The sequence below is a fragment of the Lachnoclostridium sp. An118 genome, from assembly GCF_002160985.1.
GTDB lineage: Bacteria > Bacillota > Clostridia > Lachnospirales > Lachnospiraceae > Claveliimonas > Claveliimonas stercoravium.
Genome location: NZ_NFLQ01000002.1, coordinates 74354 through 88370, shown reverse-complemented (window position 1 = coordinate 88370; position 14017 = coordinate 74354). Strand labels below are relative to the sequence as shown.

15 protein-coding genes, 2 tRNA genes, 1 riboswitch and 1 other annotated feature (1 of these 19 only partly in view) are annotated in these 14017 nt (G+C 55.2%); of the genes, 2 read left to right on the top strand and 15 right to left on the bottom strand.

All coding sequences use genetic code 11. The features are described from left to right. Positions 1–232, bottom strand: a binding site (T-box leader) (it extends 83 nt beyond the left edge of the window). Positions 233–308: 76 nt separating this feature from the next. The 10 genes from B5E62_RS02140 to B5E62_RS02095 all read right to left on the bottom strand — a co-directional run bounded on the left by B5E62_RS02140 (position 309) and on the right by B5E62_RS02095 (position 7977). Continuing rightward, positions 309–980, bottom strand: coding sequence for a PHP-associated domain-containing protein (locus B5E62_RS02140; RefSeq protein ID WP_087173114.1), 672 nt, complete (start codon positions 978–980; stop codon positions 309–311). A gap of 45 nt (positions 981–1025) precedes the next feature. Further along, the gene (locus B5E62_RS02135) at positions 1026–2264 is read right to left on the bottom strand and encodes a glycosyltransferase family 4 protein (RefSeq protein ID WP_087173113.1); all 1239 of its coding nucleotides are present in this window, start codon (positions 2262–2264) and stop codon (positions 1026–1028) included. Beyond that, positions 2261–2761 carry a dihydrofolate reductase gene (locus B5E62_RS02130; protein ID WP_087173112.1) on the bottom strand — a complete coding sequence of 167 codons (501 nt, stop codon included), beginning with the start codon at positions 2759–2761 and terminating at the stop codon, positions 2261–2263. Before B5E62_RS02130 ends, B5E62_RS02135 begins: the two co-directional genes overlap by 4 nt. A 27-nt stretch (positions 2762–2788) precedes the next feature. Continuing rightward, on the bottom strand, positions 2789–3637 hold the full coding sequence (thyA, locus tag B5E62_RS02125) for a thymidylate synthase (RefSeq protein ID WP_087173111.1): 849 nt from the start codon (positions 3635–3637) through the stop codon (positions 2789–2791). A gap of 239 nt (positions 3638–3876) precedes the next feature. After that, positions 3877–4158, bottom strand: a complete 282-nt coding sequence (locus tag B5E62_RS02120; protein WP_087173110.1) for a DUF2325 domain-containing protein — start codon at positions 4156–4158, stop codon at positions 3877–3879. Positions 4159–4195: 37 nt separating this feature from the next. Further along, a complete protein-coding gene (locus tag B5E62_RS02115; protein ID WP_087173109.1) occupies positions 4196–4630 on the bottom strand; it encodes a flavodoxin in 435 nt (144 codons plus the stop codon). A gap of 34 nt (positions 4631–4664) precedes the next feature. Next, positions 4665–5261 (bottom strand): DUF3793 family protein, encoded by a 597-nt coding sequence (locus B5E62_RS02110; RefSeq protein WP_087173108.1) that lies wholly within the window; start codon positions 5259–5261, stop codon positions 4665–4667. A 140-nt stretch (positions 5262–5401) separates the two neighbouring features. Further along, positions 5402–5833, bottom strand: coding sequence for a MarR family winged helix-turn-helix transcriptional regulator (locus B5E62_RS02105; protein WP_087173107.1), 432 nt, complete (start codon positions 5831–5833; stop codon positions 5402–5404). A gap of 15 nt (positions 5834–5848) precedes the next feature. After that, complete coding sequence (locus B5E62_RS02100) at positions 5849–6412, bottom strand: folate family ECF transporter S component (RefSeq protein WP_087173106.1); 564 nt, start codon at positions 6410–6412, stop codon at positions 5849–5851. Positions 6413–6479: 67 nt separating this feature from the next. Further along, positions 6480–6580: riboswitch (THF riboswitch) on the bottom strand. Positions 6581–6690: 110 nt separating this feature from the next. Next, positions 6691–7977 (bottom strand): homoserine dehydrogenase, encoded by a 1287-nt coding sequence (locus B5E62_RS02095; RefSeq protein ID WP_087173105.1) that lies wholly within the window; start codon positions 7975–7977, stop codon positions 6691–6693. Positions 7978–8126: 149 nt separating this feature from the next. On the opposite strand from B5E62_RS02095, the gene B5E62_RS02090 reads away from it, so the two are divergent. Next, positions 8127–8199 (top strand) — tRNA-Gly (locus B5E62_RS02090). 127 nt (positions 8200–8326) lie between these two features. Here the strand turns inward: B5E62_RS02090 and B5E62_RS02085 are convergent. Continuing rightward, a complete protein-coding gene (locus tag B5E62_RS02085; RefSeq protein ID WP_242957687.1) occupies positions 8327–8719 on the bottom strand; it encodes a hypothetical protein in 393 nt (130 codons plus the stop codon). Beyond that, entirely contained in the window at positions 8664–8846 is a 183-nt protein-coding gene (locus B5E62_RS17190) for a metallophosphoesterase (RefSeq protein WP_242957686.1), read from the bottom strand. Before B5E62_RS17190 ends, B5E62_RS02085 begins: the two co-directional genes overlap by 56 nt. 145 nt (positions 8847–8991) lie before the next feature. Here B5E62_RS17190 and B5E62_RS02080 point away from each other — a divergent pair. Then, a tRNA-Gly gene (locus tag B5E62_RS02080) sits at positions 8992–9064 on the top strand. A gap of 264 nt (positions 9065–9328) precedes the next feature. Here the strand turns inward: B5E62_RS02080 and aspS are convergent. From aspS to hemZ, 3 genes are read right to left on the bottom strand one after another with little or no spacing between them, the layout of a single operon-like run. Next, positions 9329–11125 carry an aspartate--tRNA ligase gene (gene aspS / locus B5E62_RS02075; protein WP_087173104.1) on the bottom strand — a complete coding sequence of 599 codons (1797 nt, stop codon included), beginning with the start codon at positions 11123–11125 and terminating at the stop codon, positions 9329–9331. 43 nt (positions 11126–11168) lie between these two features. Continuing rightward, on the bottom strand, positions 11169–12440 hold the full coding sequence (gene hisS / locus B5E62_RS02070) for a histidine--tRNA ligase (RefSeq protein WP_087173103.1): 1272 nt from the start codon (positions 12438–12440) through the stop codon (positions 11169–11171). After that, the gene (gene hemZ, locus B5E62_RS02065; protein ID WP_087173102.1) at positions 12425–13900 is read right to left on the bottom strand and encodes a coproporphyrinogen dehydrogenase HemZ; all 1476 of its coding nucleotides are present in this window, start codon (positions 13898–13900) and stop codon (positions 12425–12427) included. The genes hisS and hemZ overlap by 16 nt, the downstream gene beginning before the upstream one ends. Positions 13901–14017: the final 117 nt, after the last annotated feature.

Below are 14017 nucleotides of genomic sequence, written 5' to 3'. Positions count from 1 at the left end.
GCGCTCTGCCGCGCCGGATACTCCGATACCGCTTCCCGTAACGGGGGAATACCGTTGGAGCCTACTGCCAGGTACGGAAACACTCTGTATACTGCAGCTGTACAGAGCTCACTGCCCGGGTTCGGTCCACTGCTCGAAGGCTACTTCCATACATCCGTCACGGAGATTTCCACCATCCATCTCCTCTCTTTGCTTCCGGTATCTATGTACTCCTCCTTGTCACTGCATTTATTCAGATAATTTCTCTTATTATAGTTGATATACCTGTCAACTGTCAACTGACTTTTTTATCCTTTTTCATATCATTTTTATCGCTTCTTCATCCACACTTCATCCGGAAACTCTGACTCCGGCGCATCGATGTCCACGATGTGGTAAGCCCCATCCTCATAGTAGGCCGGCTTCATGCCGCCGGTCTTAAAGGCCCTCACCAGGTCCTCCTCGGACCGTATCTCCATGGGGAAATAGGTGGCGCAGACTCCCACCTTCTCCGGCACATGGCAGTCGCTGGCCCCCACAGGTATCAGGTCCAGCCTCCTCGCGTAGGCCGCCGCCGTCAGGCAGGCGTCTCGGTGGGTGCTGCCGTTGAGCACCTCTATGCCGGACAGTCCGGTCACCTCGTCCAGGTGCTCTTCCATCCCTCTTCTGTTATTGCGGAAGGGGTGGGCGCTGTAGCAGACGCCCCCCTGCTCCCTCACAAGGTCGATAAACTCCTGGGCGCTGACCCGCTCCCTGGGGTAGTCCCTGACACCGTAGGCAATGATGTCTCCCTGGAGGGAATAAAACTCGATCCCCACAAAAATGGGAAAGCCCGTCTTCCTTGAATACTCCTGCGCAAAATCCCGTATATCCATGCTGTCATGGTCTGTGATACAGATAGCATCCAATCCTTTTTTCTTTGCGATCTCAACGATCTCTTCCAGTGGAAGGAAGCTGTCGCCGGAATTGCGCATCTCGTGCATGTGCAGGTCGATAAACACGCCCGTCCTCCTCTCCTCTGCTCTGGCAGAGCTGTATTTTCTGGCTTATCTGTCTCTATGTCCCCGTGCTCCGGCCGCTCCGCCGCAGCCTCCCTCCGCGGCCTCCAGTATCCTGCCGCAGACCGCCTTCCAGGAAATCTGTGTAAGGTCCGGGGTGGGTACCGGGCCTGCGCAGGCGCACTCCCCTATCTTCTCTGCCAGCTCCCTCTCAAAGGCCGGCAGGTCCTCCCCGAGGGGCTGGTCTGTATCCCGCATCCGGGGCGGCCTCACATAGGAAACAGGTGCGCAGGGCACGTATGTCTCCATAAAGGGACGGATGCCCGGCAGGTCCGTGACTATCACCCGGCAGCCGCAGGCCAGCGCCTCCATGACAGTCAGGGGCAGGCCCTCATAGAAGGAGGGCAGCACAAAGACATGGCTTTCATTGTACACCTCCGCCAGCTTCTCCTGGGGCAGCCTTCCGGTAAAGCTGACCGGCCAGGGACAGTCCTCCGCCAGCGCGCGTATCCTGCCCAGCTCCTTCTCATCCCCGTTCCCTCCGGCCACGGCAAGCTGAAGGCTCTTCCCCTTTGCATCCACCAGCCCCAGGCTGCGGATCAGGCTTGGCACGCCTTTTTCCCTGCTCACCTTACCCGCAAAGACAAGCCGCACAGGGTCTGCGGCGGGTTTTTCCCCCCTGGGGAAGAAAACCCGGTCATTGTATCCCGTCCCGGCAATATATACCCGGCTCTCCTCTGCCGGGTACAGCTCAATGATTTCTTTTTTCTGCTCCTGATGGAGGGCAAAGATGCCGTCCAGCTCCCCGACGCGGCTGCGGATAAGCTCCCTTTGGAGGCCGTGCTTTTTCATCTGCCGCAGGTCCGTATTGTGACAGAACCCAAAGACAGGGACATCCCTGACGCAGTCCCTTGTAAGGGCCGTCACCAGGTACAGATGGTGGCAGAGGACCAGGTCCGGTCGAAAGCTCCGCACCGCCTCCCGGATCTTTCTTCGGAAGACTCGCATGTAGGTCTCTGTCATCCCCTCGTCCATGTCACTGTAGACCGTGCTCTCGTAGGGCATCCTGTCGGACATCCCGGGAATGGCGAAGGGCAGCTCCTCCGAGCGGAAAAGGACGGGAAAAAATCCCACTCCCTCGGGCAGGCGTACCACATCCTCCCGGTACACTCCGGCCAGCACCGCCTGCTCATGCCCCTGCCGGGAGAGCTCCCTCACCACCTCCGTGAGGTAGACGCCGCTTCCGGTGCTGTCCGGCTTCTGCGCAGTAATGCTCAAGATCCTCATTTTCCTCCGGCAATCCTTTCGTAGACAGTGAAATAGTATTCCAGGTCAAAATAGGTCTGCTCGTCGCTCGTCTTTGTCATCCGCCACTCCGGGTCCGCGTCCAGGTCCGGGAACCAGGTGTCCGCGTCGTAGGCGTGGTCCGTCCGCGTCACATAGGCCTTCCTGCACCAGGGGAGCAGGCTCCTGTAGATGCTCTCCCCTCCGATGACAAAAATATCCTCCCGGGGATATTTTTCCAGTTCCTCCATGAGCTCCTCCATGGAGTGGACGATGACAGCCTCCCCCGCCTGGTAGCTCCGGTCAGAGGTGAGCACGATGTTGGTCCGTTTCTTCAGCGGCTGGCCGCCGGGAAAGCTCTCCAGCGTCTTTCTCCCCATGACCACCACCTTTCCTGTGGTCGTCTCACGGAAAAATTTCATATCCTGCGGGATACTGACAAGCAGCCTGTTGTCCTTGCCAATGGCCCAGTTCTTATCTGCATTTACGATCAGATTCATAGCATCCTCCTTATTTTCTCCCCTGTTTTATATAGCTACCGGTATATTTTTGATCTGCTCATGGGTGTTGTAGCCGATGAGCTTCACATCATCCGGTGTGAAATCATAGAAGTCCTTCACCTCCGGGTTGAGCCAGAACTCCGGCGCCGGGAGGGGCTCCCTGGCGATCAGCTCCTCCACCATGGGGATATGCCTGTCGTAGATGTGGGCGTCCGCGATCACATGGACAAGCTCTCCCACCTTCATGTCGCACACCTGCGCCAGCATGTGGAGCAGGACCGCGTACTGGCACACATTCCAGTTGTTCGCCGTCAGCACGTCCTGGGAGCGCTGGTTCAGGATCCCGTTCAGGGTGAGCCTGTCACTGTCCTTTTCCCTCGTCACATTGAAGGTCATGCTGTAGGCGCAGGGATAGAGCCCCATCTCATGTAGATCCTGGTGCACATACATGTTGGTCATGATGCGCCTGCTGTAGGGGTTGTGCTTCAGGTCGTAGATGACCCGGTCCACCTGGTCCATCATCCCCTCCTTATACTGGTGCTTCACCTGCATCTGATAGCCGTAGGCCTTTCCAATAGAACCGTTTTCATCCGCCCAGCTGTCCCAGATATGGGAGTGGAGCTCGTGGATATTATTGGATTTTCTCTGCCAGATCCACAAAAGCTCGTCGGTGCAGCTCTTGATGGCTGTCCGGCGCAGAGTCATGGCCGGGAATTCCCTGGACAGGTCATACCTGTTTACCACTCCGAATTTTTTGATGGTGTATGCCGGAGTCCCGTCCTCCCACACAGGACGCACCTTCTCTCCCTCCGTGCTGGTGCCGTTGTCTATGATATCCCGGCACATATGGATAAATACCTGATCTGCGTAACTCATATTCTCCTCCGTTATCCTCCGCATTTTTTGTCTGTACGGCCTGTCTGACCACAGACTGACATTTGCGTACACTATGAGTATTATAGCAGTTCAGGGGCTCTTCTTCAACCACGAACAGCGATCGCCAGGGGCTCGGACAGGACCGGCCTTTGGCCTGTTTCCGCCACACAAAAAAGGGAAGCTCTCCCACTGCTTCCCTCTCGTTCTCTTTCCCCGGCCCCGCGCCGGCCGTCATACAGCTAGCCCAGGCACTCCCTCAGGATCCCGTCCAGCGCGCTGGCGCTGGCGCTGTGAGACCGCTCCACACGCACGTCATGGCGCTGCGCTTCCCTGAGCGCACAGTGGACCATCTTGTGGGCCACGGTGGATGTGAACAGGATGATGAGGTCCGGCTGCCCGATCTGAGTCTTCAGATTGCCGGCCATCCTGGTAAATACCTTTGCTTTACATTTATATTTCCTGCATATCTCCCTGTACTGACATTCCATCCTCTCATTTCCGCCTATGATGACAACGCTCATGTCCGCTCTCCTTTCTGCCGGGCTGTCTGCCGGGCCTCTATTTCGCCGCTTCCGCCAGGGCCTCCCCGGCCTTCTCACACGCTTCAACCGCCTCCCCGTCGGGGGCCTCGTTGGCGATCACGCCCTGGCCGCCGATGAGCGTGGCTCCGGCTTCCTTCATCCGCTCCTCCCAGGTGCGCATCCACTCTCCATCGCCCCAGCCGTAGGAGCCAAAGAGAAGGACCTTCTTTCCGGACACCAGGCCCTCCAGGGCCTGCACAAAGGGTTCCATCTCGGACTCCTCCAGCTCCTCAGCTCCCATAGACGGGCATCCCAGGGCAAACACATCCCCGGCCGCGACTTTTGCCGGGTCCGCCTGAGCGACAGGCAGAAGCTCCGCCTCGGCCCCTCCTTTCACAATGCCTCTGACAACCGCCTCCGCCATGGCCTGTGTGTTTCCTGTACCGCTCCAGTATACAACTGCTATGCTCATATTCTTTGTGTCCTCCTTATCCTTTTAAAGTTCGTCAGGCCGCCCGGACAGCGATCTCGCTCATCCCTTTTCCCTGGAGGAGTTCCCTCACCGCACAGTCCCTGGCCCTGTCATAGGCCCGGAACAGCTCCCTGGCCCTGTCCGGGTCGTGGTATACCTTCCAGTAGCCTGACAGCAGATAATCTCTTCCGGCATTCCGGATGAACCCCTCCACATCGGCCAGGGGATAGTCCAGGAAAACGCCGATCTCGTGAGGAAAGACAGTCTCCTGTCCGGCATACATGCCTATCCTCTCGGCGAGCCTGTCCAGCATCGCCTCGGCGGGGCCCTCCCTGTATCCGAATCCCGCCAGGAAATCCACATTTTCCCGGCGGCGTATATGCCGCTCAAAGGTCACTCTCCTGTACAGGAACACAAGCCATCTCTTGTCTCCTGCGGCCAGCACCCTGTAGGATATCTCCGTCCCGGCCAGCACCCTCCCGAGCATCTCACCTGCCCGGGACGACAGATTGATGATGGCGGCGGCCTTGATCCCCTTCAGGAAGGGGGCACACTGTAATACAAGCTGCGACCTGAGTCTTTGCTCCCGGTCACCTTCTGACAGGAGATATGAGATCACTTCAACCGGCATAGGCTCCTCCTTTTTTGAAATTGATCATCATTTGCTTTAATCAATATACCACAAATGAGAACGGGTTTCAATATTTGTATTGATAAGTTTTATCGACAGTCCTCTCGCCTTGCCACCACAAAAAAAAGCGGCTCATCCCCTCAGGGATCAGCCACGTTGTAGAGCACCTTGTCCAGCATTTTTCTCAATGCCTGCACCTCTTTTTTTGTCATTCCTATGGTCAGCCTCTTGTCCACCTTTTTCCGGTCAGCCTCCATCCTCCGGCGGATATCGTAGGCCTTCTCGGTCAGGTATATCTTCTTGCAGCGCCTGTCCTTTGCGCTGGGAACGATCAGGATGTACCCCTTCTCGTCCAGGCGTTTTAAAAGCCCGGTCACTGTCGGATTTTTGAGGCTGAGGGCCCGCTCCACATCCTTCTGGTTGATCTCTTCTTTCCGGCTGTGGAACAGATAGTCCAGCACCGCGCACTGGGACGCTGTGATGCCCAGAGCGCGGAGGCTGTTGTTGACCTCTTTCTCATATACATTGTTGATCTGTTTGAACAGAAAACCAAGGGGGAGTTTTTCCTGCATGTGATCATCCTTTCTCTATCTGGCCGCTCCCTGCAGTCCGTGGAACACTCTCGCCCGCCCCAGCACTCTGGCAATGGTATAGTAGAGCAGGATATCTATGGGAAGGAGGACTGCCTCCTTCATGATCCTGGCCGGGAGAAGGGCCCCGAAGGCACTTCCGTAGAGCACGGTGAGCCAGTACGTGTTGAGGAGCAGATTGACAAACACCGTCACCAGCGCATTTGCCGCGATGACTCTCTTTAGGCTGAGAGGGCGCTTGTAGAGCACCGTCCCGTAGATCACGCCGCCCAGGAGGGCGCTCACTGTAAATCCCGGAAAAAATGCCCCCACCGGCTTGACCAGGTATTTTGCTATATCCGCCAGGGCCGCCAGGAGTCCCCCCGCCGCCGGCCCAAAGAGCATGCCTGTCAGCTCATTGGGGATAAAGGCAAATCCCACCTTAAGGAAATCTCCCACCTGCACAGTGGCATAAAAGCCCAGTACGACCGCAAGGGCAAGCATCATGGCCATCACCGAGAGCTTCCTCACATCCTGCAGCTCCCGAAGAGAGTCCGCAAATAACTGTCTCATTCTTTTCATAAAAAAATACCTCCTTTCGAAGTAGTCCTTAAAGCTACCCATAAGCAGGTATTTTCTGTCTATGTGTAGCAGCGGGATGCGGAATATGCACCGCAAGCACTCTTGCTTTTCGTCCGGCTGGCAACTCCCCGTCCATCCGGCACTTAACGCACATCTTCCTACTCTGCTTCGTCTGTTTGATTGTTTACCGGGTCATTGTAACACACTTTCTGCTCCAGGGCAATGCCGGGAAGGAAAGTTTGTGCCGGAAAGGCCCTCCGGCAGGACCAACGCGGCTTTCAGCAGCTCCGTATCACGCTGCTGATCTCACGCACCGGCTCCAGCTTCTTCAAATCCTCCAGAGCCTCGCTCATATGGTATTCCTTCACATCCTCCGTGACGATGACGAGCTCCGCGCTTTCCTTTGTGATCACCTTCTGCACCACCTTGGAGATGCTCACCTTATGACTGCCCAGCTCTCCCGCAATGGCCGCCAGGACTCCGGGGCGATTGGTCACCTGCATGCGGATAAAAAACTTATTCTTCACATCCCTGAACTGCTTCACAGGCACAGCTCTGTAGCAGCCGCAGCCAATCCTCCCTGTGCATCCGTACTCCATGTTCCGCATCACATCGATGACGTCACCGGCCACAGCGCTGGCAGTGGGCAGCTCTCCGGCTCCGCGCCCGTAAAACATGACATCGTCCACTGCGTCCCCGTGTACAAAGACCGCATTAAAGGACCCTCTGACCGTGGCAAGGGGATGCTCCGCCGGGATCAGCATGGGACACACATAGACCTCGATCTGTTCCTGCCTCTCCCTCGCGATTCCCAGGAGCTTGATGACGCAGTCAAATTCCTTGGCATATTTTATATCGCTGGAAGAGATTTTTGTGATGCCCTCCGTGTACACATCGTCAAAGACCACCGGGGAGTGGAAGGCCGTGGAGGCGAGGATCGCCATCTTGCGCCCCGCATCCAGCCCCTCAATGTCCGCCGTTGGGTCTGCCTCGGCATAGCCCAGCTCCTTTGCCCCTTCAAGCGCTTCACCAAAGTCCATGTTCTCTTCAAACATCCTGGTCAGGATATAGTTGGTCGTCCCGTTGACGATACCCACCACATCGGAGAGCTCATTGGCGGCCAGACACTGCTTTAGCGGTCTGATTACGGGAATCCCCCCGGCCACAGCCGCCTCGAACAGAAGATCCACGCCGTTTTCCCTCGCCGCGTCCAGCAGCTCCGTCCCATGCACGGCTATCAGATCCTTGTTGGCTGTCACCACGTTTTTCCCTGCCCGAAGGGAGCGCAGGATCATAGTCCTGGCCGGCTCTATGCCTCCCATGACCTCTATCACGATGTCAATAGACGGGTCGCCCGCGATCCTCTCAAAGTCATCCGTCAGCAGTGAAGGGTCCACACCCTCCCGCCTTTTATTGATATTGTGGACAAGCACAGCGCTTATCTCGAGAGAGGCGCCCGTCTTGTCCGCAAGTTCCTCTTTTCTTCTGTTAAGGAGTTTGTACACGCCGCCCCCTACTGTCCCGCACCCAAGGAGCGCCGCCCTGATCGTCTTTTGTGTCTCCATGCCTTCTCTCCTTTCTTCTGTATCATGGGGTAAAGTATATCATAATCTGTCCGTTGTCTCCAGAAAAAAATTTTTTTTAAAATGTTGTTGACATTCCTTCAAATGTATAGTATATTATTTTTTGTTCTGAGAAAACAACTCAGAGAAATGCGACAGTGGCTCAGTTGGTAGAGTACGACCTTGCCAAGGTCGGGGTCGCGGGTTCGAGCCCCGTCTGTCGCTCTCATCCAAAAGCGTTGAAGCCTGATATTTATGCCGGTTCCAACGCTTTTCTTTTTTTGGTTTTCGCAAAAAGCCATCGACCGATCTTGCGGAGAATGGCTGATGACTGCTTTTTAAACACTCACTTTTACGCGATCCTGACAATCTGTTCATATATGATGATTTCTTTATCATTAACGGCATAGTTATCGTGGTAGTGCCCCATAAACCACTTTTTAAGGATATCCGGTTTATATCCACCCAGAGAATACAATAATATACTGCTGGCAGCACCGCAATGAGTCACGATAAAGTCCACCTTATTTTCTGTACTTGCTAAATTCCTGCGCCCTTCTTCCATTTCGTCTTCAGATGGCAATCCTTCCTTCCACCAGGACATATGGTTTATCCTGAACATCTTTTCATGATCATATCTCCATTTCTTGACCCTGGGGTCATCCTTTTCTAAAATGCCGTCTCGGATGTCATGGCTGCCTGCGCCGCCGAAGGTCCAGATTATGTTTTTCCTGCTTTGTGTCATTCCAAATCCCGAAATCCCCGCAGATGATCACATAGTCCTGTTTCGTCATACTCTTTTGTTCCGGGAAAGCATTTGTATTCAATCTGCTCATCCAGTCACCATGAGTATCTCCCGTAATATAGATCATAAGCACTCCTCTCCTCCCATGCTCGCGCAGAAAAACAGCATGCAGCCGAAGCTGATTTTCGGTTGTCTGATTTTCAAAAAAAGTATTGACATTTCTTCTCTCATATAGTATATTATTTTTTGTTCTGAGGAACGCAAAAACAAATGCGACAGTGGCTCAGTTGGTAGAGTACGACCTTGCCAAGGTCGGGGTCGCGGGTTCGAGCCCCGTCTGTCGCTCTCTTTTCAGGAAGCGTTGAAGCTGGTATTTGCACTGGCTTCAGCGCTTTTCTTTTGGCGCTGTGTTGGTTCAAGTCCCCTCTTCTCTGCCACTGTAAACGGATCATAACATATAAACGCTTTTATATCCAGATGCTTTTCTGATAAATTGTCCTCGCAGGCCGGAGCCGGGCTACGAGCGGGGAGCTTCATATGTACAAAAGAGACATCCCCCGTCAGGAGATGTCCCTTTTATTCCATAGCTTCTATCATCCAGCTGTCAGTCTACTGGCCCTCTTCCTCTTCCACAACAGCCAGACCAAGCTCATCCAGCTGCTTCTGGTCCACCGGCGTGGGGGCCTCTGTCATGAGGTCCGAAGCATCCTTCACCTTCGGGAAGGCGATCACATCACGGATGCTGTCCTGCTTTGCCATGAGCATGACAAGGCGGTCCAGACCGTAAGCCAGCCCTGCATGGGGCGGGACGCCGTACTTGAAGGCGGTCAGGAGGAAGCCGAACTGCTCCTGTGCCCTCTCCGGTGTGAAGCCAAGCACCTCAAACATCTTGCTCTGTATCTCCGGGTTAAAGATACGGACGCTTCCGCCGCCGATCTCATTTCCATTCAGCACAATGTCGTAGGCCTTTGCCCGCACTCTGCCGGGGTCGCTGTCAATATACTGGAGGTCCTCCTCCATAGGCATGGTAAATGGGTGGTGCATTGCTGTGAAGCGGTTCTCCTCCTCGCTCCACTCAAGGAGGGGGAACTCTGTGATCCAGATGAACTTGTACTCATTCTTGTCCAGCAGCTCCATCTGGCGGGCCAGCTCCAGCCTCAGATTGCCCAGCACATCCCAGACAACCTTGTTTTTATCAGCCGCAAAGAGGAGCAGGTCTCCGCTTTCTCCTTCCATAGCCCCGATGAGTGCCTGCATCTCCTCCTCTGTCATGAATTTGGCGAAGGAGGATTTCACAGTCCCATCCTCCTGGATGGCGATGTAGGCAAGTCCCTTGGCGCCGAAATCCTTTGCAAAAGATACCAGCTTGTCGATCTTCTTTCTCGGCAGGCCACCCTGTCCCTTGGCGTTGATACCCCGGACCGTGCCGCCGCTCTCGATCGCTCCCTTAAACACGGCAAACTCGCTGTCCTTTACCGTCTCTGTCACGTCATGCAGCTCCATGCCGAAGCGGATATCCGGCTTGTCCGAGCCATAGCGGTCCATAGCCTCCTGCCAGGTCATCCTGGGGATCGGAAGGGAAACCTCCACGCCGAGGATCTCCCGGAACAGCTTTTCCAGAAGGCGCTCATTTACATCGATGACGTCATCCACATCCACGAAGGAGAGCTCCATGTCGATCTGTGTGAACTCCGGCTGACGGTCAGCCCGCAGGTCCTCGTCCCGGAAGCATTTTGCCAGCTGGAAATAGCGGTCACAGCCGGAGCACATGAGGAGCTGTTTGAAGAGCTGGGGAGACTGGGGCAGCGCATAGAAATGCCCGTGGTGGATACGGCTGGGCACAAGATAGTCCCTGGCCCCCTCCGGTGTACTCCCCACCAGCACCGGTGTCTCGATCTCAAGGAAACCTTCATCCGCGAGGAACTGGCGGGTCAGCGTGGCCACCCGGCTCCTCATGAGAAGGTTTCGCTGCATATCCGGCCTGCGCAGGTCCAGATAGCGGTATTTCAGGCGCACCTCCTCCTTTGTCTTCGAGTTCTCCTCCACCTGGAACGGAGGGGTCTCTGCCTCGGACAGCACCCGCAGCTCCTCCGGGATGATCTCGATCTCACCGGTGGAAATATTGGTGTTGACAGCTCCCTGGCGCCTCTCCACCTTTCCCACGACGGCCACCACATACTCCGCCCGGAGCCTTGTCGCCTTCTCAAGAAGAGCGCTGTCTGTCTTGCCCTCCTCGAACACGGCCTGTATGATACCAGAGCGGTCTCTCACATCCACAAAGTCGAGACCTCCCTTGTTCCTGTTCTTCTGCACCCAGCCCATGACAGTGACTGTCTCGCCAATATTGGCGGCAGACAGCTCACCGCAGCGGTGGGTCCTCTTTAAGCCCTGCATTGACTCTGCCATTTTCTCTCTTCTCCTTTTTATTTATTCCTGCACATTTCTTCGTCTACAGCTTCTCCACTGAGTCCGCATAGCAGTCCACGATAGTACCGTAGCCCTCTTCCATGAGCTGCTCCTTCTGGAACTTTTTATTTTTCTTCATGTTGGCCACCAGCACCTGCTTTCCGGCCTTCCTGTCCTCTTTTGCCTTGGACAGCACCTTGAGCACGCCTTCTTTCGGCATGTTCTTCTCCATGAGATATGCCTTTTTCTCTCCTTTTGAAGGAACCTGGTAGCCGTTCTCAAGGAGTAGCATGACGATGCGCTCAAATCCGATGGAAAATCCGCAGGCCGGTGTATCCTGCCCTGTAAATTTCCCGATCATCCTGTCGTAACGGCCTCCGCCTGCCACGGAACCGCCGAAGTCGTCCATGACCACCTCGAAGATGGTGCCTGTGTAGTAGGACTGTCCACGCACCATAGTAGGCGTGAAGCGGATCTTAAACTCCGCCTCCCGTGCAGACTCCACGCTGGACATGATCATCTCCATGCTCTCTGCCGTCTCATCGCTCAGGTAGCCGCCCAGCTTCTCCTTCAGGAAACGGATACCGCTGACATCCCCGGGCGTCTCGTCAAAGAGCCCCAGGTAGGTGTCCACATTTTCCTTTGTATAGCCCAGCTCCATCAGCTCCTGTCCCACTGCCTCGGGACCTATTTTGTCCATCTTGTCCAGGATGATGAAGACCTCGTCGTAATCCTTCTCGGCGAAGCCACTGTAAGCTGCCATGGCCTTTAGGATATTCCGGTCATTGATGCAGACTGTGAAATTTTCAAAGCCCATCTTTCCAAGCATGGCCGTGGTTGCAAGGATGAGCTCGATCTCAGCCAGGTTGCCGGCCTCCCCGAGGATATCGATATCGCACTGCACGAACTGGCGGAAGCGTCCCTTCTGGGGGCGGTCAGCCCGCCATACATTTCCGATCTGCAGAGCCTTGAAGGGGGACGGGAGCTCGTTGGAGTGATTGGAATAGTACCGGGCAAGAGGGACTGTCAGGTCGTAGCGCAGACCTCCGTCCACCACATCCATCTCCTCCTGGGCTTCCTTTATCTTCAGCTTCTCTCCTCTTTTCAGGATCTTGAAGATCAGCTTTTCGTTGTCCCCTCCCTGCTTGCTGCAGAGGTTCTCGATATGCTCCACACAGGGGGTCTCCATGGACATAAATCCATAGGTCTTGTAGGTGTCTTTGATCATCTGGATCACATAGTCCCTGATTTCCATTTCACGGGGCAGGATGTCCTTCATGCCCGTGACCGGCTTTTTCTTCAGCGCCATAACCATTCTCCTTTTCGATTTATCATTTCATCAATGCGGGCGATGTACTCCCGGATGTTCTTCACATTCTCCACCCGCACAAGCGTTGTCTTTCTTCCATGTCTGCTGCCCGGAACAAGGATGGGCTCATCCAGCAGGATCTTTGTGGAGGATCCTGCCCCGGCAGCAATGATGGACTGCTTTTCTTCCATAATAAGTATATTGTAAATTCCTGCTTTGTCAACCTTTGCAAAGCCAACATTTTCAAAATTGCCGGCAATGTTCTTCTGCCGGTACAGGTAATATGGGGAAAGCCCCATACTCTCCGCCGCCCTGTACGCCTCCTCTATCATGGCCGAGAGCTCCCTGGCCATCACCGCCGGGTCACCGGCCAGAGCCGCGATGCTGCCTGTGGAGCTCTTCTCCTGCCCCATTTTTGCTGCCCGCTTGATGGCGAGGGAGTGGACTGTGAGGCTGTCCGGCCCCAGGGCCCCTATCTTCTCCAGAGTGTCCGCCATGTCGGCGGCGGTCTCTTTGGGAAGCCCGGCAATGAGGTCCATGTTGATGTTGTCAAAGCCCAGGCTCCTTGCCATATGGAAGCTGTCCTCTATCTCCTCCGCGGTGTGGCCCCTTCCGATGAGATCCAGGGTCCTCTGCTGCATGGTCTGGGGATTGATGGAGATGCGTGTGATCCCGTGCCCCTTGAGGGCCTTCAGCTTGCCCTCCGTAATGCTGTCCGGCCGCCCCGCCTCCACAGTGTACTCAAGAAGAGACTCCCGGGAAAAGCAGCGGTCTATGTGGGAGAGAAGCCTCTCCAGCTGGCCCTCTTCAAGGGTGGTGGGGGTGCCTCCGCCGATGTAAATGGTGTTCAGCCTTTTCCCCCTCTCCGCAGCCCTCTCCCCGATCCAGGAGAGCTCTTTCATCAGGGCTTTAAGATAGTCCTCCACAGAGTCCCTCCAATAGTCAATAGGTCCGGAGCTGAAGGAACAGTAGCTGCACACAGAGGGGCAGAAGGGAATGCCCACATAGAGGCTGTAGCCATCCCGGTAATCCAGCTGTTCCAGGATCTTTTTCTCCCTCCCGGCAACCTGCCAGGCCAGGACAGCCTTCCCCCGGCTCACAAAAGAATCCTCCTGGAACCACCGCACAAAGGAGTCCTCATCCATCCCCTGCTCCAGCTTCTGCATAGCGATCTTTGTGGGGCGCACCCCAGTCAGGATACCCCAGGCAAGGTCCCTTCCCGTATACTCCCGGCAGGCCTTATAGAGGGCCGCATCCACTGCATATTTCTTTCTGCTCCGGTCCGTTCCCTCCGGGATATCTCCCGCTTTTACCGCAAACACCCGACCGTCAGGGAAGGTCAACCGGAAGACATCCTCCATCTCCTCTGACACATTTTGTTGCATTTCCTCCTCCGGGAAAAATGCTTTTGCAAGGTGATAGGTGTTGTATGTATACATATCGCTGCTACAGCTCAAAAAAATCATGATGTTGTATGTCCATCCTTCCTATTGTAGCTATTGTTCCAAACACGACGCACAATACCGCAGGGGTTGACGCAATTCCGGACGTAATACTTTTTAAAAGTATTACGTCCGGAATTG